The 25,593-nt window shown below is 47.8% G+C and carries 25 protein-coding genes; 11 read left to right on the top strand and 14 right to left on the bottom strand.

All coding sequences use genetic code 11. The features are described 5' to 3' along the window. Window positions 1-7 precede the first annotated feature (7 nt). Complete coding sequence (locus RBK99_RS05365; RefSeq protein ID WP_317503614.1) at window positions 8-1,564, bottom strand: cryptochrome/photolyase family protein; 1,557 nt, start codon at window positions 1,562-1,564, stop codon at window positions 8-10. Window positions 1,565-1,683: 119 nt separating this feature from the next. On the opposite strand from RBK99_RS05365, the gene RBK99_RS05370 reads away from it, so the two are divergent. Together RBK99_RS05370 and RBK99_RS05375 are read left to right on the top strand one after the other, a co-directional pair. Then, complete coding sequence (locus RBK99_RS05370; RefSeq protein ID WP_317503615.1) at window positions 1,684-2,460, top strand: glycosyltransferase; 777 nt, start codon at window positions 1,684-1,686, stop codon at window positions 2,458-2,460. A 5-nt stretch (window positions 2,461-2,465) separates the two neighbouring features. After that, window positions 2,466-4,451: a 3-deoxy-D-manno-octulosonic acid kinase gene (locus RBK99_RS05375; protein WP_317503616.1), complete on the top strand. Its 1,986-nt coding sequence runs from the start codon at window positions 2,466-2,468 to the stop codon at window positions 4,449-4,451. 71 nt (window positions 4,452-4,522) lie between these two features. On the opposite strand, the gene RBK99_RS05380 is transcribed toward RBK99_RS05375, so the two are convergent. The 4 genes from RBK99_RS05380 to mutY all read right to left on the bottom strand — a co-directional run bounded on the left by RBK99_RS05380 (window position 4,523) and on the right by mutY (window position 8,367). Beyond that, window positions 4,523-5,776: a glutamate-5-semialdehyde dehydrogenase gene (locus tag RBK99_RS05380; protein ID WP_317503617.1), complete on the bottom strand. Its 1,254-nt coding sequence runs from the start codon at window positions 5,774-5,776 to the stop codon at window positions 4,523-4,525. Then, window positions 5,773-6,888, bottom strand: a complete 1,116-nt coding sequence (gene proB, locus RBK99_RS05385) for a glutamate 5-kinase (protein ID WP_317503618.1) — start codon at window positions 6,886-6,888, stop codon at window positions 5,773-5,775. Before proB ends, RBK99_RS05380 begins: the two co-directional genes overlap by 4 nt. A 155-nt stretch (window positions 6,889-7,043) precedes the next feature. After that, window positions 7,044-7,316, bottom strand: coding sequence for an oxidative damage protection protein (locus tag RBK99_RS05390; protein ID WP_317503619.1), 273 nt, complete (start codon window positions 7,314-7,316; stop codon window positions 7,044-7,046). 7 nt (window positions 7,317-7,323) lie between these two features. Then, window positions 7,324-8,367 carry an A/G-specific adenine glycosylase gene (mutY, locus tag RBK99_RS05395; RefSeq protein ID WP_317503620.1) on the bottom strand — a complete coding sequence of 348 codons (1,044 nt, stop codon included), beginning with the start codon at window positions 8,365-8,367 and terminating at the stop codon, window positions 7,324-7,326. A 115-nt stretch (window positions 8,368-8,482) separates the two neighbouring features. Here mutY and RBK99_RS05400 point away from each other — a divergent pair, with 115 nt between their 5' ends. After that, window positions 8,483-9,580: an OmpA family protein gene (locus RBK99_RS05400; RefSeq protein ID WP_317503621.1), complete on the top strand. Its 1,098-nt coding sequence runs from the start codon at window positions 8,483-8,485 to the stop codon at window positions 9,578-9,580. Between the two features lie 113 nt (window positions 9,581-9,693). Beyond that, a complete protein-coding gene (trmB, locus tag RBK99_RS05405; protein WP_317503622.1) occupies window positions 9,694-10,410 on the top strand; it encodes a tRNA (guanosine(46)-N7)-methyltransferase TrmB in 717 nt (238 codons plus the stop codon). Window positions 10,411-10,432: 22 nt separating this feature from the next. Here the strand turns inward: trmB and hemW are convergent, their stop codons facing one another. Then, window positions 10,433-11,584, bottom strand: a complete 1,152-nt coding sequence (gene hemW / locus RBK99_RS05410) for a radical SAM family heme chaperone HemW (protein WP_317503623.1) — start codon at window positions 11,582-11,584, stop codon at window positions 10,433-10,435. Further along, window positions 11,581-12,192, bottom strand: a complete 612-nt coding sequence (gene rdgB, locus RBK99_RS05415; RefSeq protein WP_317503624.1) for an RdgB/HAM1 family non-canonical purine NTP pyrophosphatase — start codon at window positions 12,190-12,192, stop codon at window positions 11,581-11,583. Before rdgB ends, hemW begins: the two co-directional genes overlap by 4 nt. Before the next feature lie 133 nt (window positions 12,193-12,325). Between rdgB and RBK99_RS05420 the strand changes: the two genes are divergently transcribed. Then, window positions 12,326-14,056 (top strand): potassium/proton antiporter, encoded by a 1,731-nt coding sequence (locus RBK99_RS05420; RefSeq protein WP_317503625.1) that lies wholly within the window; start codon window positions 12,326-12,328, stop codon window positions 14,054-14,056. Here the strand turns inward: RBK99_RS05420 and RBK99_RS05425 are convergent. From RBK99_RS05425 to RBK99_RS05440, 4 genes are read right to left on the bottom strand one after another with little or no spacing between them, the layout of a single operon-like run. Beyond that, window positions 14,053-14,478 (bottom strand): DUF4426 domain-containing protein, encoded by a 426-nt coding sequence (locus RBK99_RS05425; RefSeq protein ID WP_317503626.1) that lies wholly within the window; start codon window positions 14,476-14,478, stop codon window positions 14,053-14,055. The genes RBK99_RS05420 and RBK99_RS05425 overlap by 4 nt on opposite strands. A gap of 22 nt (window positions 14,479-14,500) precedes the next feature. Further along, window positions 14,501-15,028: a YggT family protein gene (locus tag RBK99_RS05430; protein WP_317503627.1), complete on the bottom strand. Its 528-nt coding sequence runs from the start codon at window positions 15,026-15,028 to the stop codon at window positions 14,501-14,503. Between the two features lie 8 nt (window positions 15,029-15,036). After that, complete coding sequence (proC, locus tag RBK99_RS05435; RefSeq protein WP_317503628.1) at window positions 15,037-15,861, bottom strand: pyrroline-5-carboxylate reductase; 825 nt, start codon at window positions 15,859-15,861, stop codon at window positions 15,037-15,039. Further along, window positions 15,861-16,571 (bottom strand): YggS family pyridoxal phosphate-dependent enzyme, encoded by a 711-nt coding sequence (locus RBK99_RS05440; RefSeq protein ID WP_317503629.1) that lies wholly within the window; start codon window positions 16,569-16,571, stop codon window positions 15,861-15,863. Before RBK99_RS05440 ends, proC begins: the two co-directional genes overlap by 1 nt. 36 nt (window positions 16,572-16,607) lie before the next feature. On the opposite strand from RBK99_RS05440, the gene RBK99_RS05445 reads away from it, so the two are divergent. After that, entirely contained in the window at window positions 16,608-17,642 is a 1,035-nt protein-coding gene (locus RBK99_RS05445) for a type IV pilus twitching motility protein PilT (RefSeq protein WP_317503630.1), read from the top strand. After that, window positions 17,642-18,682: a metallophosphoesterase family protein gene (locus RBK99_RS05450; RefSeq protein WP_317503631.1), complete on the top strand. Its 1,041-nt coding sequence runs from the start codon at window positions 17,642-17,644 to the stop codon at window positions 18,680-18,682. The genes RBK99_RS05445 and RBK99_RS05450 overlap by 1 nt, the downstream gene beginning before the upstream one ends. Here the strand turns inward: RBK99_RS05450 and RBK99_RS05455 are convergent. Beyond that, window positions 18,660-20,216, bottom strand: a complete 1,557-nt coding sequence (locus tag RBK99_RS05455) for an amidase (RefSeq protein WP_317503632.1) — start codon at window positions 20,214-20,216, stop codon at window positions 18,660-18,662. The two genes, RBK99_RS05450 and RBK99_RS05455, sit on opposite strands and share 23 nt — an antisense overlap. 126 nt (window positions 20,217-20,342) lie before the next feature. Between RBK99_RS05455 and tsaD the strand changes: the two genes are divergently transcribed. Beyond that, window positions 20,343-21,380, top strand: a complete 1,038-nt coding sequence (tsaD, locus tag RBK99_RS05460; protein ID WP_317503704.1) for a tRNA (adenosine(37)-N6)-threonylcarbamoyltransferase complex transferase subunit TsaD — start codon at window positions 20,343-20,345, stop codon at window positions 21,378-21,380. Here the strand turns inward: tsaD and plsY are convergent. Further along, a complete protein-coding gene (gene plsY / locus RBK99_RS05465) occupies window positions 21,364-21,954 on the bottom strand; it encodes a glycerol-3-phosphate 1-O-acyltransferase PlsY (protein ID WP_317503633.1) in 591 nt (196 codons plus the stop codon). The genes tsaD and plsY overlap by 17 nt on opposite strands. Window positions 21,955-22,051: 97 nt before the next feature. Here plsY and folB point away from each other — a divergent pair, with 97 nt between their 5' ends. Together folB and folK are read left to right on the top strand one after the other, a co-directional pair. After that, entirely contained in the window at window positions 22,052-22,435 is a 384-nt protein-coding gene (gene folB, locus RBK99_RS05470) for a dihydroneopterin aldolase (protein WP_317503634.1), read from the top strand. Between the two features lie 12 nt (window positions 22,436-22,447). Then, window positions 22,448-22,957, top strand: a complete 510-nt coding sequence (gene folK, locus RBK99_RS05475; RefSeq protein WP_317503635.1) for a 2-amino-4-hydroxy-6-hydroxymethyldihydropteridine diphosphokinase — start codon at window positions 22,448-22,450, stop codon at window positions 22,955-22,957. Here the strand turns inward: folK and RBK99_RS05480 are convergent. After that, window positions 22,954-24,066 carry a tRNA nucleotidyltransferase/poly(A) polymerase-related protein gene (locus RBK99_RS05480; RefSeq protein WP_317503636.1) on the bottom strand — a complete coding sequence of 371 codons (1,113 nt, stop codon included), beginning with the start codon at window positions 24,064-24,066 and terminating at the stop codon, window positions 22,954-22,956. The two genes, folK and RBK99_RS05480, sit on opposite strands and share 4 nt — an antisense overlap. A gap of 111 nt (window positions 24,067-24,177) precedes the next feature. Here RBK99_RS05480 and RBK99_RS05485 point away from each other — a divergent pair, with 111 nt between their 5' ends. Continuing rightward, window positions 24,178-25,593: an ExeA family protein gene (locus RBK99_RS05485; protein WP_317503637.1), complete on the top strand. Its 1,416-nt coding sequence runs from the start codon at window positions 24,178-24,180 to the stop codon at window positions 25,591-25,593.

Here is a 25,593-nt window from a genome sequence, read left to right on the forward strand (position 1 = left end):
CTTCCTTTTATAAATCGTTGATACAGTTTAAGTACAGCTCGGCTTGTTCCATTAGCGCTTGTTGTTGTTCCTGAGTTTTCTGTTGCCAGACCTTATACATCATGCTCATTCGATGATTGTCTTTAAAGCGTTCTTTATGACGCTCAATAAAGTGCCAGTAAAGACTGTTAAAAGGGCAGGCGTTGTCACCCGTTTTTTTCTTCGGATCATAATAGCACTCTTTACAATAGTGCCCCATTTTCTGCATATAGTTAGCGCTGGCAATATAGGGCTTGGTGGCAATTAATCCGCCATCAGCGTATTGACTCATGCCGCGGGTATTGGGCAATTCTACCCACTCAATCGCATCAATGTAGATGCCAAGATACCAGTCATCCAGTGCATCCGGCGATACTCCGGCCAATAACGCAAAGTTACCGGTTACCATCAGTCGTTGTATGTGATGGGCATAGGCATACTTTAGAGACTGTGTAATGGAATGGTGTAAACAATTCATTTTGGTATCGCCGGTCCAGTAAAATTCAGGCAAGTCATTGTGATGCTTCAGTTCATTTAGGTGTTTATAGTCGGGCATATGTGCCCAGTAAATACCTCTGACAAACTCACGCCAACCAATAATTTGCCGGCAAAAACCTTCAATTTGAGCGAGTGAAATATTTTCCTGGTTTTTCGACCAGGCTTCGATGGCCGTTTCGACCACCTCTAACGGGTGTAGCATTTTGGTATTTAATGAAAAAGAAAGGCGAGAATGATAGAGGCTCCAATAGGATTTTTTGAAATTGTTAGGCGTTGCCATGGTGTCCTGATAGCGACCAAAGTTAGGTAACCCAAAGCGGCAAAAGTGCTCGAGTAGTTGTTTCGATTGTTTTCGGTTAACCGGCCACATAAGCTGACGGGGGTTGGCTTGTCCCATTGTCTTGATCTCGCACTTTCGCAAGAGGGTGTCGATATCAGAAGTGTCGTTAGCCAATAATAGAGGGGGCTCAACTTCCTGATGCTCAGGAATTTTTTTCTGGTTTTCCTTATCGAAATTCCAGCGGCCTCCAAGCGGGCGCCCGGCCTCCATTAAAATGTCATACTTTTTACGTACCTTTCGGTAGAAGGTTTCCATTAAGTAGTTATCGCTGTCGGGGAAATAGTCTTTTAACGAGTTTCTTCCCGTAAGGAAGTGCTCGGAATCAAACCAGCTTAATGACAGGTTATGGGCTCCGGCCCAACTCTTAAGTTGATGATCAAGCCGATATTCGTCGGGCTGCTGACACTCCAGCATAGAGGTATCGTACTCTTCCATTATGTTCAGCAGGTTCTGGGTCAGGCTGTGTTGGTTTCTGTCGTCATCAAGCGTTATATAGTGCACTTGATGTCCAGCTGCCTCAAGTGCGTCAGCAAAGGCACGCATGGCGCTAAAAAACGCTAACACTTTCTGCCGATGATGAACGACGTAGTCAGTTTCCTGTCTTAACTCCATCATCACATAAAGAGTGCCCGAGTTCTTTTGTCTGAACCAAGAGTGCCGGGCATTAAGCTGATCACCCAGTATTAGCCGAACGGTATGAATTTTCATAATCAACGGTGTGTTAAAGCGTGTAGCCTTGATACGTTTGCTTGATGAGTTCAGATCGGCATACCTAAATACACTAAAATATGGCATTATGCGCGGTAGTTTAAGATTCAGGAGCGATTATGAGCCAGGTTGAAACGAACGCCAGTTCTTCAGAACAAAAGCCAGTCAACGTGATTTGCATTAAATGGGGTAAAAAATACGGCTCCGATTATGTGAATACTCTGCATTCTATGGTCAGTCGGCATCTTAGCCGGCCGTTTCGGTTTGTGTGCTTTACTGATGATTTTGAAGGCATCGACGACACTATAGAAGTTAAAGCGATTCCTAAAATTGGCTTTAAGGACTTTGATGAGCAAGTGCCATGGACGAAAGGGCATGGCTGGCTCAAGCTGACCTGTTTCGCTAACCCGTTGTACGATCTTGAAGGGCCGACTTTATTCCTTGATCTGGACATTATTATTGTCGGAAGCCTGGATGAGTTCTTTGAACCTGAAGGGGACTTTATGGTGATCAAAGAATGGGATAAATCAGACGCAACCGGCAACACGTCGGTGTTCCGCTTTGATATCGGTGCACACGATGATGCGTTAGAACATTTGAAAAAGGATCCAGAAGCAGCAACAGCTGAAGTACGAAATGAGCAGGAGTACATTACGCATTTTGTTGACCGCCAAAACAAGCTGAAATATTGGCCAGAAAAGTGGTGCCGTAGCTTCAAGCGTCATTGTCTACGCCCATTTCCTTTAAGCTTTTTTCAGGAACCTCGTATTCCGGAAGACGCTAAAGTGATTATTTTTCACGGAAAGCCACATCCGGATGACGCCCTGGAAGGTCGCAGCGGGAAGTGGTACCGGAAGGTTCTGCCTACCAAGTGGATCGCCGAATACTGGCGTTAAGCACAATGAAACTGTGGCTCTATGGAATGCTATTGCGGCTGGTCACTCCAGCCGTTTTTGTCTGGCTGTGGTTACGGGGTAGAAAAGACCGTCGTTATCGCCATCATTGGTCCGAGCGACTGGTTCTGGGGCCTGCCGACACGACGCTGCAAGGATGTCTGCTTATCCATAGTGTTTCTGTTGGTGAAACCTTAGCGGCTAAGCGACTTATCGATCATTTCTTGAGTCAGTACCCTGAGAAAAAGGTGCTGATTACCTGTATGACACCCACTGCGCGCGCGCTTATCCAGCAGCATTTCGGAAACTCAGTGAGTTGCCGTTACTGGCCATTTGACACACCAGGTGCGGCTAAACGATTTGTGCGTAAATTTAGTCCAAAAGCGGTGTGGATAATGGAGACTGAACTTTGGCCGCAAATGCTAAGTCAGTTATCCCGGGCAAATACGCCAGTTGCCTTGTTAAATGCCAGGCTTTCGGCACGCTCTGCTGCTGGGTATCGTCGGTTTCATTGTGTTATGAAGTCGGTGTGGAAACATCTGGCGATAGTGTCGGTTCAAAATAGAGGAACGGCTCGCAGAATGCGTGTGTTAGGGGTGCCAGAATCCAGGCTATTCGTTGACGGGAATCTTAAGTACGACATAGCGCTTTCCGAAGCCGATATTGAAAAAGCAGAGTCATGGCGGCAAAACAACTCAAATCGTTTTATTTGGTTGGCCAGCAGCACCCATCCTGGCGAGCACGAGGTTCTTCTCGAAGCCTATAAGCTGATAAAAAAAGAGCGGCCAAACTGCTGTCTGATAATTGCGCCAAGGCACCCAGAGCAGTTCGAACCGGTCGCAGAATTGATACAACAGTCGGGTTTTAAATTGGCTCGGCGAAGTGTTAATAAGAGAATACCTGAAGATTGCGACGTTTTTCTGGCAGACAGCATGGGTGAGATGATGCTGTGGGGGCAACTGGCTTCGGTGAGCTTTGTGGGTGGTAGTCTTATTGACCGAGGCGGGCATAACCCCCTTGAAGTTATTGCTGCTGGCTCCAATGTTATGTCTGGAAGGAATGTATTTAACTTTCCGCATGTTTACGCCGAGCTGGCAAAAGCGGGTGCAGTGCGTTGGGTTGATAATGCTGAAGATATTCAGGAAGCTGTCAATTTAATACAGCAAGCAGCGGTCATGAAAGAACAACATGACGCTGCAAAAAGCGTCTTACAGACGCACCAGGGTGCCACGTTACGAGTACTGAAACGGGCACTGGAATATACTCTGACAGGAAGCGGTATGATAAAAACAGAGCAGAGTCCCCAAGGGCTTATTCGCTACGACAGCGATATTATTGAAACCATCGAAGATAAGCATTTTACAGCCCAATACTGGCAGCAACAAAAGGCGATAGCCGGTAATTCAACGGGCCGCGCAACTGTCTGGTTTATTCAGCAAGGTGACTTAGGCCTTTTGCTGCGCCATTACTATCGTGGTGGCTTAGTTGGTAAAGTTAACAAGGACCGTTTTTTACGAGAGCCCGCCGACAAAAGCCGCGCTATCCATGAGTTCGATTTGCTGCTGAAATTGAGGGGACTTGGGTTGCCGGTTCCACGGCCTGTGGCTGCGAGAATGGAAAAAACAGCGGCTTTTAGTTATAAGGCAGATATTCTGGTAGAAGTGATTCCCGGTGCCGTCGATGTGTATCGTTTGCTACGTGAAAAGCAGCTTTCAGCGGAACTTTGGCAAAAACTGGGAAGTGTTATCAAGGAGCTACATGACACGGGGGTCTATCATTCCGACTTAAATTGTCACAATCTGATGTTGGATGACAAGGATAAAGCTTGGATTGTCGATTTTGATAAGTGTGATTTCCGCGAAAGTGGCGACTGGAAAGAAGCGAATATTCAGAGATTATTACGTTCTTTGCGCAAAGAAAAAGAGAAGAATGAAACCTTTTATTGGAAAGAGTCGCGTGACTGGCCTGAGTTATTAACGGGCTATCGACGATAAGAGGTCCGAGGGATAAAAAAAGCCCCGGCTCAATGAAGAAGCCGGGGCTTTTTTGTGTGTTAAACACTGAGTTAATCGCGTACCTGACCGTTGCCGGTCACAACGAATTTTTCAGTCGTCAGTGCTTGCAGGCCCATTGGACCATAAGCGTGAAGCTTACTGGTAGAAATACCAATTTCAGCACCTAGGCCTAACTGTCCGCCATCTGAGAAGCGAGAGGACACGTTAGCCATTGTCACTGCTGAATCCACTTCACGAATGAAACGTTTTGCCGTGTCATCGTTTTCGGTAATGATAACTTCTGTATGACCACTACCAAATTCCTGAATATGCTCAATAGCACCTTCGTAGTTATCAACGGTTTTAACCGCAATTTCCAGAGCAAGGTATTCTTCGCCGAAGGCGTCATCGGCAATTTCGTCGGCACCGTCAAAGTAACCCACTGAACGCTTGTCCGCGTGGATTGTTACGTCCTTCTCAGCCAGCGCTTTGGCAGCCATAGGTAAGAATTTATCGGCAACATCCTGATGGACTAATAGGCCTTCAAGCGCATTACATACGCCGGTGCGTTGCGTTTTACCATTAAGCAAAATAGCCAGGGCTTTATCAAGGTCAGCGTCTTTATCTACGTATAGGTGGCAAACACCTTTGTAGTGCTGGATGACTGGGATTTTACTGGTGTCGCTGACAAAGTGAATAAGGCCTTCACCGCCACGAGGAATCACCAGATCGATGTAGTCTTTTTGCTGTAGTAACTCGGTCATTAATTCGCGATCAGGTGTTGGCACCACGGTAATCACGTCTTTCGGTAAGTTACTGGCTTCTAATGCTTCGTGCAGTGCTTCAGCAATGGCTTTACTGCTTTCAATTGCTTCACGGCCGCAACGCAAGATTACAGCGTTACCTGATTTGAAGCACAATGCGCCGGCATCTGCAGTTACGTTAGGGCGCGCTTCGTAAATCATGCATATGACGCCTAGCGGGATACGCATTTTTTCGATTTTCATTCCGTTCGGACGCTCATCAAGAACGTAGCTGTCGCCGACCGGATCTTTTAACGCAATGATTTCTTCTATGGCAGAAGCCATGCCTTCGACGCGTTCCGGTGTGAGCTCAAGGCGATCCATCATGGCATCGCTTAAGCCTTTTTCTTTGCCCGCAACTAAGTCTTTTTTGTTTACTTCAATAATCTTATCCTGGCGCTTACGAAGGGCGTCTGCCATTTTCTGCAGTACACTATTCTTGTCTGCTTCAGATAAGGTTGCTACTGACCGCGCAGCTTTTGCGGCGCGTTGTGATATTTCTTTTGCTATTTGCTGGCTCATGCGTCCTCCAAAATCATTAAATCGTCGCGGTGAATGACCTCTGTAATTGGGCTATAGCCAAACTTTTCCGCTATATCTTCTGTTTGTTGCCCTTTAATGTGCATTAGTTCGTGCGCGCTGTACTGACAAATACCTTTTGCGATAGCGTCAGTATCATTAGCACTGCGAACCAGCACGGCGTCACCGCGATCAAAGTCGCCTTGTACGTCAACGATGCCAGAACTTAAGAGTGAAGCACCGTTCTCAATGAGTGCTTTCTCAGCACCTTCATCAACCAAAATCTCACCTTGTGCGACCAAGGTATGTCTTAACCAATGTTTTTTATTGCTAATTGGATCAGATTGACGACGGAATAATGTGCCAGGGATGTCTCCCTGCAATAACGATTCAAAGGTTTCCCCTTTGCGACCGTTAACAATGTAAGTATCGATACCATGCGATGTGGCTTTTTCTGCAGCCTCAATTTTTGTGCGCATGCCTCCGGTACCGACTGAGCTCACTGAACCACCAGCCAGTGAGTAAATGCTTTCGTCAATTTGTTCAACCACCGGGATTTTCTTCGCATCCGGGTTCAGGTTAGGGTCTGAATCATATAGACCATCAATATCAGAGCAAATAAACAGGGCGTCAGCGTCAACTAGCGTGGCTATCATGGCTGACAAGTTGTCGTTGTCACCGACTTTCATTTCATCGGTGGCCAGAGCATCGTTTTCGTTTACTACCGGTAAAATGTTGTGCTCTAACAATCTATTCAGGGTGTTCTTAATGCTGACGTAGCGAGCTCTGTCGCGTAAGTCACTGTGTGTCATTAGCAACTGGGCGCAGGGGAAATCAAAAAAGCGCGACCAGTAGCCCATCATTTCATTTTGGCCGACAGCCGACATTGCTTTGCGAACAGCAACAGGTACTTTTTTGTGCTCAAAATGGACATGTTTACGGCCGGCAGCAACACTGCCTGATGAGACTAAGACAACTTCTTGTCCACGTTCTCGACATTCGTTAATAAAACGAGCGATGGGTAAAAGGTATTTGGTACTAACCCCAGTTTCATCTGGCGCGATGAGCGCACTCCCCACTTTCAGTACGGCTCTTCGCCAGGATGGCGCTTTCATAGAGACTCCCTTTTGTTGAATTCGTTAGTAGTCTAACAGATCGGCTATCTAAGCTCCAGTGAGGCCCATAAGCCATACCTATTGTCAATATATTAGACAATAATTCAGATTGACAAGAAAAAAGCGTTTTTCTTGTCAATCATCAGGCGAATAAGTTAACTTTCCGGAGGCGTGTAGCCTTCAATTTCCAGGTCTTTTCCTTCAAATAAAAACGCAGTCATTTGCTTTTCAAGAAATTCGCGATCGGTGGGATCCATCATGTTTAATCGCTTTTCGTTTATCAGCATAGTCTGCTTTTTTTGCCATTCAGCCCAGGCTTCTTTTGATATGTGGTTAAAAATGCGTTCGCCCAGTTCTCCCGGATAAAGCTGAAAATCCAGCCCCTCGGCTTCTTTTTGAAGGTGCTCGCAAAATACGGTACGGCTCATGGCGTGCTCACTTTTTGGTTATTAACTGTTTCATCAGTTTAACGGTTGGCGCAGCAAAGCCCAAGTCCTTATTGGTGTCAGGCGTGACCCATCGGTAGTGTTCTTCGTTGAGCGGGCTGGCCGAGGGTGTCACATCGATGAGCAGGGGGGAGCAGTCAAGATGAAAGTGGCTAAAGGTATGTCGGAACTCCGGAAGCATTTCCCGAGCTTCCTCGGTAAGCGCTAACTTCTCAGTGAGACAAGCAGTTTGCGTCTCTCCATCGCTTTGAGGAAACCCCCAGAGTCCCCCCCAAATACCGGTTTGAGGCCTTTTTTCCAGCAAGATCTGACCATTATATCGGAACATAAGCATGTAAGTCGTTTTGACTGGTTTGAGTTTTTTAGGCTTTTTACCCGGGTATTGATCAATAGTTTCATGGGCCCTGGCTAAACATGAGCTATTAACCGGGCACTGTTCACATAGCGGTTTGTTACGAGTGCATATCATTGAACCGATATCCATCATCGCCTGATTGTATGGGCCGGAATTTTGCTCTGGGGTCAGTTGTTCGCTCAGTTGCCAAAGCTTTCTCATTACATCAGCTTTACCGGGCCAGCCTGCGACCGCAAAATGGCGAGCCAGAACACGTTTAACGTTACCATCCAGGATCGGGGCGTATTCATTGTGGCCAAGGGAGCGAATAGCTCCGGCCGTTGAACGCCCGATACCCGGTAACTGCTCGAGATCATGAACTTTTTTTGGAAACTCACCGTTAAAGCAGGTGCAAATACGTTTTGCAGTTTTATGAAGATTTCGGGCTCGGGCGTAGTAGCCCAGTCCTGTCCACAGGTTCAGAACCTGATCTTGTGGTGTGGAAGCCAACTCCTGTACGGTTGGAAAAGTTTTCATAAAACGTTCGAAGTACGGAATGACGGTGGTGACCTGGGTTTGCTGAAGCATAATTTCTGATACCCAGACACGGTATGGCGTCACATTTTTCTGCCATGGTAGGTGTTTGCGACCATACTGATGAAACCAACTGAGAACCTGTGAGCTGAATGTGTGAGTCAACTGTAAATCTCTGCAAATTGAAATGACTAAAATGAAGAATGAACTATTCTTTATAGCATACACAGTGTCTCATATTCCGAGCATGATTGTTATTGCAATTAAAAGGAGCTTTGCAATGAAAACTTTAAACTTAATGACTTTATCTTTGCTTACCGCTGGATTAACCGCTCCAGTTTTTGCGCAGCAAACCGAAGTTGAGAAAAACGATTTTTACATGGGTGCACGTCTGGGCGTATTTTCTGCCGATAGCGAGCGAGTGGCACTAAAAAACGGGCAAGCATTCTTTGTCGATGACGGTGTGGAAACCATCACATCAGGCATAGAAGCCGGTTTGATGTTGACAGAGGCTTGGGAAAGTCGCCTTTACTATGACTACATGGATGCTGATTTAGTTGGCGGTGGTGGTAGCTCTGGCGGGAGTTACGGTGTTGATATGTTGTATCACTTTAATAACAGCTTTTATGCTGGCTTAGGTGTGAATAATACCGAAATCGGCGATATAACGGATATTGGCGGCCGTCTGACTTTAGGTCACCGCAGCTTTATTAATGATAATTTGGCGTGGCGATTAGAAGGTGGTGTTCAGCGAGGCTGGGAAGAAGGCTACTCAGAAATGTTTGCTAATATTGGTTTGCAGTGGTTCTTTGGGGGCCGTGATACCAGTCCTGAACCGAGAACCCGTCCAGAGCCACGTCCAGAACCTCAGGAAATGGCTCCAGAACCTAAGCCTGAACCTGAACCGGTGGATTCTGATGGTGATGGTGTGATGGATCCGAGGGACAACTGTGCAAACACACCAATGGATTATTCTGTTGATGAAAATGGCTGTATTCTTTATGAAAACGAAACCATCACTGAAGAGTTGTTAGTTGAGTTTGACTTAAACTCGTCAAATATTCGAAGTGATGAGCGGAATGATATTGAAAAAATGGCAGAGTTCATGAAAGAACATCCGCAACTGAATATTACTATTCACGGCCATACTGATACAACGGGTAAAGCCGAGTATAACCAATGGTTATCTAAGCGTCGCGCAGAGGCAGTAGCTAAGGTATTGGTCAATAAGTACGGTATCGCTGATAGTCGCGTAGACTCTATCGGACATGGTGAGTCACAGCCTAAAGTTCGCGAGAACAGTGCGGCTGACCGTCAAACAAACCGTCGTATTGAAGCGACTCTGAAAGTGGTGAACCGAGTACCTAAAACTCGTTAATACGCATTGTATTGATTGCTTGAAATAGCGATAATAGTTTTACTGTAAACAGGCCTGATTTTTCAGGCCTGTTTTTTTCGTGTCAGCTAATTCGCTAATTTTGCAGGAAGGTCATGAGCCACTTTAAAAGCGCTGAAGAAGCCGCAGCCGCGGGCAAATATGTCAGGACGGTTCGCAGTTTTGTTAAAAGGGAAGGAAGACTGACAAAGGGACAGGCGGCCGCTATCGAGCGTCTTTGGCCCTCAATAGGATTAACGGTGGAATCGGGGAAGCTTGAGTTACCCCATGTTTTCGGTCGTCAGGCGCCAATCACTTTAGAAATTGGCTTTGGCATGGGGCACTCGTTGGTTGAGATGGCAGCCAATGCTCCCGAACGTGATTTTATCGGTATAGAGGTTCATGAGCCCGGTGTGGGAGCCTGCCTTATGGCCGCCGGAGAAGCCGAAGTGAATAACCTCAGAGTGTTTCACGAAGATGCTGTTGAGGTATTGAAGCAGTGTATTCCGGACGCAAGCTTAAACTGTGTTCAAATATTTTTTCCTGACCCCTGGCACAAAAAACGCCATCACAAGCGCCGTATTGTGCAGCCAGAGTTTGTGCAGCTGTTAACTCAAAAACTGGAAGCAGGCGGTACTATCCACCTTGCGACCGATTGGGAAAACTACGCTGAACATATGTTGGAAGTATTGAATGGTGCCCCTAACCTAGACAACCTGTCCTCCTCTGATGACTATGTGCCGCGTCCTGAAAGTCGCCCGAAAACCAAGTTCGAGCGCCGCGGAGAAGGTAAAGGGCACGGCGTCTGGGATTTACAGTTTAAGGTCAAGTAGTAGAACGATAAGCGCTTCTGGTTCAATCCAGAAGCGTATCCAGAACTGAGTTTAAGAAACGATGACCCCGCTGAGTCAATTGCCAGTGATGTTCAGTTTCAACCACAAGCTCCAGCGATTTGGCTTTGGTTAAGTGCTTTGAGGCGTCCGTTGCCAGCAATCCTGTTGTTTGCTCAAAGTTCTTTTTTTCGACAGGCTCCAGTAGGCGGAACTGATTCATAAAGAACTCAAACATCCGCTCATCAGTTGGAACTTCCTTTAGCTGGTAACGCAACGCTTTGGTTAAATCTAAATAGCCTTTTGGATGCTTCACTTTTTCGCAGCGTAGAATTTTATCCTGCTGTAAGAGTGTGACTTTACTATGCGCTCCGCAGCCAATGCCCAAATAGTCGCCAAACTGCCAGTAATTTCGATTGTGGCGGCTTTGGTGTCCCGGTTTGGCGTAAGCGCTCACTTCGTACTGATGATAGCCGGCGGCTTCTAACAGCTGGTGTCCCTGTTGATAAATTTCCCATAAGGTATCGTCGTCAGGCAGTTCCGGTGGCTGACTGGCAAACAACGTATTGGGTTCGATGGTTAATTGATACCAGGAAATATGTGGTGGATTCAGAGCTATCACTTGCTGCAAATCATCCAGCGCCATGTCGACGGTCTGATCGGGTAACCCGTGCATAAGGTCGAGATTAAAGCTGGAAAGCGGTAACTCGCCGGCATGAGCTGCAGCGTCTTTTGCCTGTTGAGGGTTATGGATACGCCCCAGCCTTTGCAATTGGTGCTCTTGTAAGCTTTGAATACCAATAGACAGACGATTGATACCGGCGGCAACGAAGGCAGAGAACTTTTCGGTTTCAAAGGTGCCCGGATTGGCTTCCATGGTAACCTCGCAATCCGAACTGAGCGTAACGACTGCCCGAACGCCGTCCATTAACTGTTGTATAGCTTGTGCAGACAGTACGCTGGGGGTACCTCCGCCGATAAATATCGACTGTATCTGGCGCCCTTGCACCCATTCCGTATCAGCGCGTAAATCTTCCAGAAGCCTGCCAACATAGCTTGCTTCCGGCACATCGCCGGTTAGCTTATGAGAGTTAAAATCACAATAAGGGCATTTTTGAATACACCAAGGAATGTGTATATAGAGCGACAAGGGTGGCAAGAGTAGTGGGGAACTCATGCCGTTAATTGTCCGAGTAGCTGCTTTAACGCTTGTCCGCGATGGCTGAGTGCCTGCTTTTCTGTTTTGTTTAGCTGTGCGGCTGAGCTGTTTTTCTCTTCAACCCAAAATATGGGGTCGTAGCCAAAACCTTCTTCACCCTTAGGCTGCGTTAAGATACGACCGTTCCAACGGCCCTGGCAGATGATGGGGGTAGGGTCGTCAGCACTTTGCATGTAAACCAATACGCAATAGAAACTGGCTTGTCTGTGACTTTCTTCAATGCCGTCTAAAGCGTCTAGCAATTTATTGATATTATCAGCGTCTGTTGCGTTGCTTCCAGCGTAGCGGGCAGAGTAAACGCCGGGTGCACCGTTAAGAGCCGAAACCGAGAGCCCTGAATCATCGGCTATAGCGGGTAAGCCGGTCTGCTCACACGCGTGGCGAGCCTTAATAATTGCGTTCTCAACAAAGGTAGTGCCAGTTTCATCTGCTTCTGTAAAATCCCACTCGGACTGCGGACGGACTTGCCAGTCGGCAGTGGCTGTTGTTTGACTTAGCATATGGCGCAATTCAGCAACTTTGCCTTTATTGCCGGTAGCTAATACCAACGTTTTTTGTGACGTCATAATATGAACCTGTACACTGAATTTATATAACGGGCACAGGATAAAGGGTTTTTGCGAGATTTGAAATCTTACATTAGCGTTGAATTAAACCTGTTATGATAAATAAGCAAAGACAAAGATAAGGAGATTTTGTTTGGATTCGGCCAACACCCTAATTTTATTGTGCGGTTTGCTGCTGGTTGTGAGTATTTTAGCGGCGGTTGCCTCCAATCGGCTAGGCGCTCCGGTACTACTGACCTTTTTGCTTGTCGGTATGTTGGCCGGCGAACAAGGGCTACTGGGCGTCGAATTCAACAATCCGGATATCGCCTTCTTTATTGGTTCTGCTGCGCTGGTCATTATTCTTTTTGACGGGGGCATGAGAACTCATCCCGAGCGTTTCAGGGTGGCTTTATGGCCGGCCATCAGCCTGGCAACAATAGGGGTGGCTCTGACGTGCACCCTGGTCGCGTCTGCAGCGGTTTATTGGTTTGGTCTACCCTGGCCGGCAGCCTTGTTGATGGGAGCTATACTCAGTTCAACGGATGCCGCTGCCGTGTTTGGTATATTCCAGTCGCGTGGGTTGCAAATTAAAGACCGGGTCGCTTCAACGCTTGAGATAGAGTCGGGAAGTAATGATCCTATGGCGGTTATTTTGACCTTAACCATGACGGCAGCGGTAGCTAGTAGTAGCTTTCCGGATTGGTATTGGGTTGGTTTGGATATTATCTGGCAATTGATTGGCGGTCTCACAATAGGTTGGTTAGGGGGGCGTTTGTTCATAATCGCGGCCCGCAAATTGCCGTTAAGTTTCAGCTTTTTCCCGTTATTGGCCATCGCCTGCGCTATATCTGTTTACGCTTTAACCGCCAAATTACACGCCAGCGGATTCCTGGCAGTTTATCTTATGGGCTTTGTTATCGGTAATGCGAGACTTCCGCAGTTGGTGCATATACTGCAGGTCCAGGATGGGCTGGCCTGGCTAAGCCAGATAGCCATGTTCCTTATTCTGGGACTGCTCGTGGTGCCCTCTCATTTGTTGGCCAATGCGCCGGTGGCTATCGGTATTGCTTTTACTCTCATTTTTATTGCTCGTCCGTTAGCCGTAGTGGTCAGCTTATTGCCTTTCAGCTTTCCCTGGCGAGAGCAGGTATTTATAAGCTGGGTTGGATTACGAGGCGCCGTTCCAATCATATTGGCTTTGTTCCCCTGGCTTAGCGGGGTGCCTAATCAGGAACTGTATTTCGATATCGCTTTTGTTGTGGTGATGATTTCGCTCATTATTCAGGGATGGAGTATTTCTCCGGTGGCGCGGTGGTTAGGACTGGAAGTGCCGTTAAAGGCCAAGCCACAACAACGTATGCCGTTGTCGTCGGTTCCTAGTAAAGAGGCTCTAGAGGTCTGGCTCTACCGTATTGATAAGAACTCTCCTGCCTGTGATCACACTTGGAAAGAATTGAAACTCACTGCCCCTGCAACCTTCGTCGGGCTGATTCGCGATGGAGAGTGGCTTCAGCCGGAAACTCAACCTATGGTGGAAGAGGGCGATGGGTTATTAGTGGCGGCAACGGTTAAAGATATTGATGAAGTGAGTCGCATTCTGGCTTCCGGTGGTAAGGGCTTACAAGTTTCTGAAAAAGACTTCTTTGGTGACTTTACCTTGCGTGGCGACCTGACTCTGGCCGATGTCGGTAGTTTTTATCCGTTGGGCGATTTAAATGAAAGCCTGCTAAGCACGAGCATTGCCGATTACTTTTCACATAAATTTCACCGGCGTGTCGTTATTGGCGACATGATACGCTTAGGCGATGTCATTTTGACGGTAAGGGATATTAGTGACAAAGGCGATATTCAGTCAATTGGCGTGAAACCGGTAAAGAGCTAATCGTTCAACCAAAATTCTTGGTTAAACTTTAAGATCTGCTGCTCACCAATTTGAATGGTAAAGCGTAAGGTCTCTGCATTGGTGTAATCAAATTGTGCCAAGTAATAGTTAGCGTCACCTTCCTTCACGTGCTGAAATTCAAGTTGCTGCACCTGTCCCAGCGGATTAATAGCCTGGCCGGTTACTCCGGGTGTTTGTGACTGTTTGGTGTCCTTGTCCAACACCGCAACGTTGAGTACGCCTTTGGATGCACTTCGGGTCAGGTCGTACTGGGTCGCAATAGCCGGGGATAAAAAGGTGGAGTTAAAAGCATTGTAATGAACATCCCATTGGCCGAGGCTTTGTTTTTGTTCAGCGGCTACGCTTGCTGAAAATAACATTGAGACCACCAAAGCGAATTTGATAAAGAATGTTTTATTCATTGCTTTTCCTCCACCAATATTTTTATACACCAATAAATATGCGTAAAAACTGCAGCGCAATAATAACCACCAGAACCGATAAATCTAAGCCCCCAATGGGTGGTATGATTTTACGGACAGGTGCCAATAAGGGTTCCGTAATTTGATGTAACATGGCTTCTACTGGGTTATACCCCTGAGAGAACCAACTGAGTATGGCACGAATGATCAATACCCAGAACAGCATCGACAGCAAGCTGCTAATGGCGGTGAGTATCCCCTGGACAACAATCACTAAAGGACCCACGGCTAAGCCATTAAGCCAAACCAGAGCCAGTACTTTGAGCATACCTAGTGCAATCGCTAATACCAAACTCGCGGTATCAAGCTTACCCAGCATGGGCATGAAACTGCGAAGCGGGCCTACAATTGGCTGCGTTGCTTTATAAACAAATTGACTGACGGGATTATAAAAGTCAGCCTGAGTTAATTGCATCCAGAGCCGCAACAGAACAATGACCAGATAAAGGTCAATTAAGGTTGCAACTAAAAATGTAAGGGCGTTATTCATATTGACTCCTAAAAGAGTTTCGCCATTTCCTGATTACGGTTGACCGCCGCTTTCACAGCTTTTTCCGAAATACCGTGTAAGTCAGAGTCCTGATAAGCTTCAACGCCTTTAGCGGTTGAGCCGCCTTTACTGGTGACCTGCTTGCGCAAATCTTCCAGTGAGAGTTCGCTTTCTTTGGCCATTTGTGCGGCGCCTAAACAAGTTTGCTGAACCATTGCGCGGGCTTTTTCTGCATCAAATCCAAGCTCGGTTGCGGCTTTCGCCAGGCTGTCCATAAACTCGAAAAAGTAAGCTGGGCCACTGCCTGCAACTGCACCCAGGATATCGAGCTGATCTTCATCGCTGACCCAAAGGGTTTCGCCGACACCGTTAAAGGCTTCTGTTACAAAGTTTTTGTCTGACTCGTCGACGGAATCATCCGTGACTAAACCTGACATGCCCTGACCCACCAGTGAGGGCGTATTCGGCATTACCCGGATAATACGGATATTTTCACCTAAATATTCGCGGTACTTAGGAATACGAATGCCTGCCGCAATGGTGATAATGAGTTTGTCAGTCAAATTGTGAACATTTTCACGTAAGTGAGCACAAACTTCCGCCATCAACTGGGGTTTAACCGATAGTACGATGGCATCTGCGCTGTTGACTACTTCCAGATTGTCATTGCTGGTATTCACACCCAGCTCGGACTTCATTTTCTCTAATTTGGCATCACTGGGGTTACTGACCCAGACTTTGTCAGCGGGGTAACCGCTTTTGCACATACCGCCGACAATGCTTTGTGTCATGTTACCTGCGCCGATAAAGGCAATATTGCGAATGTCTTTCATTAGGACTCCCGTTCTCCGAAAATTGCTGTTCCAATACGTACCATGTTAGCACCCTCAAGCACTGCTTGTCGCATATCAGCAGACATGCCCATGGACAAGGTATCAATTTGCTCGCCATAAGTTTGCTGCAGCCGCTCATATAGGCGAAACATGTGTTGAAAGCTATGCGCACGTTGTTCTTTCGTTGTGCCAGCTTTAAGAATCGTCATAAGGCCGCGCAATTTGAGTTTAGGGCAGCTCATAACATACCCTGCTAATGCATCGACTTGTTCCGGCGCTAAACCCGATTTATTGTCATCGTCATCAATATTAACCTGTAACAAAACGTTGAGCTGGTCGAGGTTGCCAGGTCGTTGTTCGTTCAAACGACGTGCAACTTTCTCGCGCTCTACGCTCTGTACCCAATCAAAATATTGTGCGATATCCTTCGTTTTATTGGACTGAACCGGGCCAATAAAGTGCCACTGTACGGGTTCAGTTATCTGTCCTTTTAGCTGATTTATTTTATCGACGGCTTCCTGGACATAGTTTTCACCAAAATGCATCTGTCCGGCAGCAATGGCGGCGTTGATTGCCTCTAATGGGTGCTTTTTGCTCACGGCAAGCAATTGAACCGACTGCCCATGTGATGACTCCTCGGCCAAAATCTGCAATTGCTGACGTATTTCTGCAAGATTATTTGTTATCTTTTCTGATACCTTAGTTGTCATTGCTACCGTCATCTCACTGATTCAGGGATTAGAAATATGAATGTTAACGAATTACTCGCCTTTAGTGTAAAACAAAATGCTTCGGACTTGCACTTGTCGTCCGGCAGTGTGCCTATGGTTAGAGTGGATGGGGACATTCGGCCTTTAAATCAACCCGAGCACCGGCCGGATGAGTTAAAAGAGATGCTGTTTGAGGTGATGACGAAAAGCCAATGGCAGGAGTTTGAAGAAAAGTTTGAATGTGATTTTTCGTTTGATCTTGAGGGGATTGCTCGTTTTCGTGCTAATGTTTTTACGCAGCGCAAAGGCATAGCCGCAGCGTTTCGCATGATCCCAAGCGAAGTTACAACTCTGGAGCAACTGCATGCTCCGGAAATTTTCAAAGATATTGTCAGTGCTAATCGTGGCTTAGTTTTGGTCACAGGCCCCACTGGATCAGGTAAATCAACGACATTGGCGGCAATGGTCAATTATTTGAATCAGACCCGTTCACTGCATATTCTGACCATTGAAGATCCGATTGAGTTTGTGCACGACAACCAGAAAAGTTTGATCAGCCAGCGCGAAGTTCACCGGGATACTCGTAGTTTTAGTGCGGCGTTGCGATCGGCGTTGCGTGAAGACCCGGACGTTATTCTGGTGGGAGAAATGCGCGATTTGGAAACCATTCGTTTAGCCATGACCGCAGCAGAAACCGGGCATCTGGTATTAGGTACATTGCATACGACCTCAGCACCGAAAACTATCGACCGCATTATTGATGTTTTCCCGGGGGACGATAAACCGATGATCCGATCTATGTTGTCTGAATCATTGCGCGCGGTTATCTCACAAAGTTTACTCAAACGCATTGGTGGCGGGCGTGTGGCGGCACATGAAATTATGCTGTCATCACCGGCTATTAAGAACCTCATTCGCGAAGATAAGGTTGCACAAATGTACTCCTCTATTCAGACAGGTTCCGAGCGCGGAATGCAAACTCTGGATCAGGCACTCAAGAAATTGGTTGCACGTGGCGATATAGAAGCAGAAGACGCTCGCCGGTGTGCGGTGAACAAAGAGGATTTCTAATGCGGATTCGGAGCATTTGGCTGTTTCTACTATTGGTGTTGGCATTTGGAGCATCAGCACAGCAAACAACTCGGGTAGCTTTTGGCTGTTGCATTGACCATACCAAGCGACAGGAGATATGGGACGCCATTAATCATGCACAGCCAGAAGTCTTTGTGTTTCTGGGCGACACGGTCGATGTGGATGCAGACGACATGGATGACTTGTTGGACGCTTATGAAGTCTTCAATCGTTATCGGGGACCGCGGGTTCTGCGTCGCAACTCGGCGGTGATGTCTGTCTGGAATCGCAACGATTATAGCCTGGATGGAAAAAGCGGAAAAAATAACCCGAATCGCTATGCTGTCCGTAACCACTTTCTGACCTTTTGGCGTGAGCCGGTGACGTCAGAGCGCCTTTTTCAGGAACATGGAATAGCGAAAAGCGTTATCTTTGGCAATGAGCCGCAACGAGTACAGGTTATTGTGCTGGATGGTCGTTGGAACCGGGATGCATTAAATACCGTTGGCTGGATAGAGCGTCAGACGCGCCGGTTTAATGCCGACTTGGGTCCGTACCAGGCGAATAATACCGGCGATTTACTGGGTAATGAACAGTGGCAGTGGCTTGCTGAGCAATTAAAGAAACCGGCTGAGGTGCGCATTCTTATGAGTGCAACGCCGATAATCTCTCCGGCAAATGGCTACGATAGCTGGGCTCTTTATCAGCGAGAGCTTACGCGCTTAAAGAATCTGCTGGCTGAATTACAGCCATCAGGTTTGCTCTTGGCTAGCGGCGCTCGGTTTTTTGGTGAGTTTGCTAAATCCAATGAGCTTTTGTCTTATCCGTTATGGCAGGTGACACCCGGTACTATCAATTCTGATGGCGCTACACCTTATCAATCCAGCTACCGTGACGGCGAAGCCTTTAATGAAAGCCGCTACGGTCAAATTGAAGTGATATGGAAAGAGCAGCCGGAGTTGGTTTTAACCCTTAGAGATGTGGATGGCCGGCCGCTCGATAGTCGTCGCTTTCCTCTTAGTCAGTTACAACCAGATTAGGTGGCTTGCGGTGTTTGGTTGCTTGTTCGTAAGCGAATGCAGCTTCTATTAGCTTTGCTTCAGAACGGGCGCCAGCGAAAAAGCTAATGCCGACCGGCAGAGCCGGTTCATTACCAATCTGGATATAACCCATAGGTACTGAAATGTGCGGGTAGCCGGCTACGGCCGCCGGGGAACTGGCAGAACCTGAATAGTTATCACCGTTCACATGATCGATTTTCCAGGCCGGTGTGGTTGTAGGAGCTATCAATACGTCGACATTATTGTTCTCAATCATTGCGTCGATGCCTTCTTTGCCGGCGAGTTTTTTACTGTTTGCCAGAGCATCCAAATAAGCGGCTCTATCATCCTGAGCATTGGCCATCTCAAAAAGCTCCTGGCCAAAGAGGCCTAGCTCTTGTTTGTCTAGCTGCTGATTGGCTTCGATTAAGTCACTGAGGTTGTCATAGGGCAGGTCTGTGCTGTCCAGATAGGCTGCTATGTCCTGCTTGAATTCATAAAGCAGCACAGTGAACTCATCATTGCCGTAGTCACCATAGGTGGGCATTTCTACATCGACAATTTCGGCACCCTGAGCCTTCAATACGCTGAGTTGCTGCTCAAACTGCGCGTCCAGTAATTCGTTGTAGCCCATTAAATTGCGAACAACGCCAATACGCTTTCCTTTCAGCCCGTCGGTTTTTAAATGCGAAGCAAAGGTTGTGTTAGTACGGTAGCCCGCGGGATCTTCCGGATCGTAGGCTTGCATGGCGTCCAGCATTAAAGCGGCACCCGTTACGCTACGGGCCATTGGGCCTGCGGTATCCTGACTGTGCGCGATAGGAATAATGCCATCGCGGCTGATGAGGCCCAAAGTAGGTTTTATGGTGACAATTCCATTGACAGCAGCCGGGCAAGTCAGTGAGCCATCGGTTTCGGTGCCAACAGACAGTGCGACTAAATCAGCAGCAACAGCCGTCGCAGAACCTGCGCTCGAGCCACAGGTTGAGCGAGTTCTGTCGTAAGGGTTAACGGCCTGACCACCTACCGCGCTCCAACCTGAACTTGAGCGAGTTGAGCGAAAGTTAGCCCATTCACTTAAATTCGCTTTGCCTAAAATAATAGCGCCGGCCTCACGCAATTGTTTTACAACAAATGCATCGTCCTCGGGGTAGTTTTCGGCGAATAGCAAAGAACCTGCAGTATTGGCCATGCCATCGGCCGTATCAATGTTGTCTTTTAAGAGTACAGGAATGCCGTGCAACGGGCCCCGAACCTTACCTTGCTGGCGCTCTTCATCAAGCCGTTTTGCGTCCGCCAGAGCTTTTTTACTGAGGCTGTTTATCGCTCGTAAGTTTGCACCCTGTTTATTATGAGTGTTGATCCGCTGCAGATAATATTGGGTGAGTCGCTCTGCGGTAAGATCGCCACGGCTCATGGCCTGTTGTAACTCAGGAACGGAAGCGTCCTGCCAGGCAAATTCTGTGTGCTCCCCGGGGGAGGTCTGGCATGCCGATAAGGTTAAAATAAAAAGGAATGCAACAAGTTGTCTCATGCTTAAGCCCTTGTAGTTTTTATGTTCCCACAAAGTGACATAACTTTGGCTGCAAGGCGAGTCACGCGAACAAAAATCAGGTAAAATAGCCACTATTATCGATAAAGAGCGGAATTGGTTAGCACTATGCGGGTATTGGGGATTGAAACGTCTTGTGATGAAACAGGTATTGCGGTGTACGACACTGAAAAAGGGCTACTGGCCCACCAATTGTATTCACAAGTTAAATTACACGCTGATTATGGCGGCGTGGTACCTGAGCTGGCCTCCCGCGATCATGTGCGGAAAACTTTGCCACTGATAAAAGCTGCACTCAAACAGGCGGGCATCTCGCATCAACAGCTGGATGGTATTGCTTATACGAAGGGGCCAGGACTCGTTGGTGCCTTGCTAGTTGGGGCTTGTATTGGTCGCAGCCTGGCATTTGGCTGGAACTTGCCTGCGGTGGGTGTACACCATATGGAAGGTCATTTACTGGCTCCCATGCTGGAAGAAAACCAACCGGAATTTCCTTTTGTGGCGCTACTGGTGTCCGGGGGGCATACCCAACTGGTACAAGTGAAAGGCATCGGTGAATACCATTTACTGGGCGAGTCGGTCGACGATGCTGCTGGCGAAGCCTTTGATAAAACGGCTAAACTGATGGGGTTGGACTATCCTGGAGGACCTCGGCTGGCGGCGTTAGCCGAGCAGGGGAACAGCGATCGTTTCACCTTTCCCAGACCTATGACAGACAGACCGGGCCTGAATTTTTCGTTCAGCGGACTTAAGACGTTTGCGGCCAACACATTGAAGGCAAACGACAATGATGAGCAAACCTTAGCCGACATCGCCCGGGCTTTTGAAGACGCGGTGGTTGATACACTGGTCATTAAGTGCCGTCGAGCGTTAAAAGAAACCGGTTATAAGCGCCTGGTTGTTGCCGGTGGTGTCAGCGCGAATAAGCATTTACGTGAAAGGCTGGAAGCGTTGTTGAAAAAACAGAACGGTCAGGTTTTTTATCCGCGGACAGAGTTTTGTACCGACAACGGAGCGATGATAGCGCTGGCGGGTGCCTTACGTTTGGAGGCCGGAGAACGTGAGTCTTTAGCGGTCAAAACGCACCCGCGATGGCCGATGATGGACTTGAAGCCAATGCAAAAACTAGCTAGCGACGGCGTTTAAAGGCTTTTTCTTCGCCAGAGGATAACCGCAAAATATTAGCCTGATGACGCCACAGTATCAGCAGGGAAATCATGATAACTGGGACGGTGTATTGCGGTTTTATCCAGTACGCGTAGAAAGGAGCCAGGCACACCGTTACCAGAGCCGCCAGAGATGACACGCGACTAATGCGGAAGACCACAAGCCAGGTCGCGATAAGCAGTAAAGCCATTTCCCAGGCAACCGGGAACATAGCACCTAAGGCTGTTGCAACAGCCTTGCCACCACGGAAATGAAAGTACAGTGGAAAAATGTGACCTAAACAGGCTGCAACGGCAATTAACCCCAGAAAAAACGGCTCTATGCCTAAAAAATAAGACCCCCAGACCGGCACCATGCCTTTTAAAACATCAAACCACAGGGTTAATAGTGCTGGGATTTTTCCGCCAACCCGGTAGACATTGGTGGTGCCCGGGTTACCTGAGCCTTCTTTGCGGGGGTCGGGTAAGCCCCAGAGTCGACAGATAACCACAGCACTACTGATAGAGCCCAGCAGGTAGGCTGAAAGTATCATCAGTAAAGTAAGCGCTGTCATGGGGTACGAATCCCTCGTTGGTTAAGGTAGACTGCGATTAAAAGTCAATGCCCTTAGAATAAGCGGTTTTTTGGGCAATTACCACGGGTTAACACAAATGGAACAAGCAGATATTGATGTCGTTAGTATTGAGGGCTTAACAGTCGACACTATTATCGGTGTCTACGACTGGGAAAAAGAAAAAAAACAGTCGTTAGTGCTGGATATTCAAATGAGTTGGGACAATCAACGTGCAGCGACCACCGACGAGCTGGAGGACGCGCTGGATTACGCTCTGGTCAGCGAAAGGGTTACGGGCTGGATTACTGAAAAGCCACGACAATTAATTGAAACAGTCGCTGAAGGCGTGGCCACTTTAATTCTCAATGAGTTCGGTGTACAAAATGTCGAGGTTCGGGTGGCTAAACCGGGTGCAGTGCCAAATGCAAATACCGTTGCAGTCTCCGTTCGTCGCAGTGTCTTTGACAGTCCGTTTGGATAAAAGGAAGGGGTTGTGGCCAGAGTTTTCCTCGGAATAGGCTCTAACACGGATCGTGAAAAACACATTCGGTCAGGGGCAGAAGCAATAGCAAAATGCTTTTGTTGGCGGCAGCGTTCGCGAGTCTTTCGCAGTGCCTCTGTGGGTTTTTCCGGTAGTGATTTTTACAATCTGGTTGTGGAGGTTGAAACAAAACAGACGGTTACTGAGGTGTTAGCTGAATGCAAACGAATTGAGCAGCAAAACGGGCGTGTGCCGGGGAGTGCTAAATTCAGTCCCAGAACTTTAGATATCGATGTCTTGTTGTATGACAACTTGATACGAGACGAACAACCGCAGTTACCACGCGCGGAAATACTCGAAAACGCTTTTGTTCTCTGGCCGCTATCCGAAATAGCAGGAAGTCGCCTGCATCCGTTACTGGGTGTTAGTTATCAAGCGCTCTGGGAGCAATATCAGGAAACTCATAAACGCTCCCCACAACAGTTGGAACCGATTAAAGACACCAGTTGGCTGGATAATTAACTCAATGCTTTGGCGAGTATTTGCTCTCGCTGTTCCCGCAAAGCGTCACCAAGCGCTTTACCGGAAAGCCCTTTTGGCTGAATAGTCTGAGCTGAAAGTGTCGCTGCCTTTCCTGCTGCTAATCTAAGCTTTTCGTGCTGGCCAAAGATGCTTTCTTTGTACTTCGACTCACTAAATTCGGCTTCCCTCAAATGCAGTAACTGCTCCAGCTTTTCCGGTCGGCGCCAGTAATCAATGCGTTTTAATAGTGCTGAAAGAGCTGTTCTTTCCGGAAGTTTGGATTGGGTAATAAAATCTTCGGCATTCCTTGCCAAGACTGCGCAGTCGCGGTATTGGTTTGGAATAGCCAGCCGTTGGCAAAACTGCTTCAGGTTTTCGGGCGTTGGTTGGTTTATAAATAAAGACGCAAAGCGCAGTTGTGTGGAACAGGAGTCGTTTGAGACTCTTTGCAGTCGCTGCAATTGATCTCCGCTGGCCGAGATCCCGGGCAGCACTTGAGAAAGCGCACCAAGTTCTTTTAATAAACTTAAAAATATTGCCGGTGTTTTGCTAGATAAGGCTTTTTGCCACTCTCGCCAAACTCGCTCGGGAACCAAATGAGAGAGTTCTTTGCTGTCTGACATTGTTTTCAACAGCTGAAAGGTTTCGTCAGCGACGGTAAATCCTAAATGGGCAAAGCGTGCGGCAAAACGAGCCACTCGAAGGACGCGTAGCGGATCTTCTGTAAAGGCCATGGAAACGTGGCGAAGTTTGCGGGCTTCAATATCCTGCACACCGCGGTAGGGGTCTATTATTTCGCCGCTTTCACTTTGTGCTATGGCATTTATGGTGAGATCGCGTCGGGCTAAGTCATCCTCCAGAGTTACCTCGGGTGAAGCATAAACTTCAAAGTTTGTATGTCCTTTTCCTGACTTTCGTTCGGTGCGGGCCAGGGCATACTCGTCGTGTGTATCCGGATGTAAAAACACCGGAAAGTCTTTACCGACTTGCTGAAACCCCTGAGCCAATAAGTCTTCCGCACGAGCACCAACCACCACCCAGTCATGTTCGTGTACCGGTAATTTCAGAAGTTTATCGCGCACCGCGCCGCCAACTAAGTATACGTCCACTGCTCACCTCTACTTTGTTTCACCTGATCATGTCGAATCACTGGTCGATGTGCAAGCAAGTCGTTACACTGTTGAACAAATAATAACATCAGCACAAGATAGCGGACCGATATGTATCAAAACTATTTTGGTCTTCAGGCAGAGCCTTTTTCCATTGCCCCTGACCCAAACTACCTCTACCTGAGTGAACGCCACCAGGAAGCGTTAGCGCACCTGACCCAAGGGTTGCAGGGCAGTGGTGGTTTCATTTTATTAACTGGAGAAGTCGGCACGGGTAAAACGACCGTATCCAGAGCTCTACTGGAGCAGTTGCCGGAATCCACGGAAACGGCGTTTATACTTAATCCTATGCTGAATGAGGATGAACTGCTGGCAAGCCTGTGTGATGAGTTCGGAATCCGTTATCAGAAGCGCTCAGCAACCCGGAAAACGTTGACGGATAAGCTCAGTCAGTTTTTTCTAAAAGCCAATAATGAATCGCGCCAGTGCGTAGTACTCATCGACGAAGCTCAACATTTGCGGGCACAAGTGCTGGAGCAGCTAAGATTACTGACGAATTTAGAAACACATGACCGCAAACTGCTTCGGGTCATTCTCATTGGCCAGCCGGAACTTCAGGACTTATTGCGTCGGCAGGAGCTGCGCCAGTTAGCGCAACGTATTACCGCACGCTACCACATTTTGCCTTTGACCGAGCAAGACACACAGCGCTATATCGCCTATCGGCTTCAAGTGGCAGGAGCGAATCGACCGTTATTTAGCGCCGCCGCAGGGCGCAAGGCGCACCAGCTGACTCAGGGCATCCCGCGTTTGTTGAACCTGTATTGCGACCGGGCGTTACTGGCGGCTTATACTGAATCGAGTGCTGAGGTTCTGCCAAGACATATACAGCAAGCGCATATTGAGTTGAACGGAACGACAGGCTCAATTGCCAGAAAGCCACGCTCAGCTCTTTGGCGATGGTCTGCTGCCGTCTTGTTATTAATAGCCAGTGCGATCGGTAGTTATAGCCTAGTTAAAAACACTGAAGATTTCCCTAAAACGGCTTCGGTTGGGCAATACCAAGCCGCTAAATCACTTGCCAGTGTATGGGGTTTGCCGGAGCCCCCTGCAGAGGAAGCATTCTGTCAGTGGGTGAAGCACTATGACCTTGCGTGTCTTGAACTGAACCAAAGTTTGCAGCAGCTGCGGCGTATTAATTATCCAGCGCTATTGTATAAACGCGATAAGACAGCGGAGCTTGTGACGGATGGTACCGCTATTGATACGAACGGATGGAGTGGGGCGTTTTTGATTTTGTACCAGCAACCGTTCACGGAAAACGCTGATGCGCATCAACAATGGGTTCGTGAACAGCTTGAAAGACATTTAGAGCAACAGTGGCACAGGAAATCTTCCGCAGAGCAGTTTAAGGCATTGCAGAAGAACCAGGGTCTGCGTGTGACTGGAGAGCTTGATAAAGCAACCATGGCCTGGTTGGCGTCGCGGGCCTCGGATTTTGGGCCCAGGCTGAGTAAAGAGGGTTAA

The organism is Idiomarina solivarensis (assembly GCF_033052755.1).
Lineage (GTDB): Bacteria > Pseudomonadota > Gammaproteobacteria > Enterobacterales > Alteromonadaceae > Idiomarina.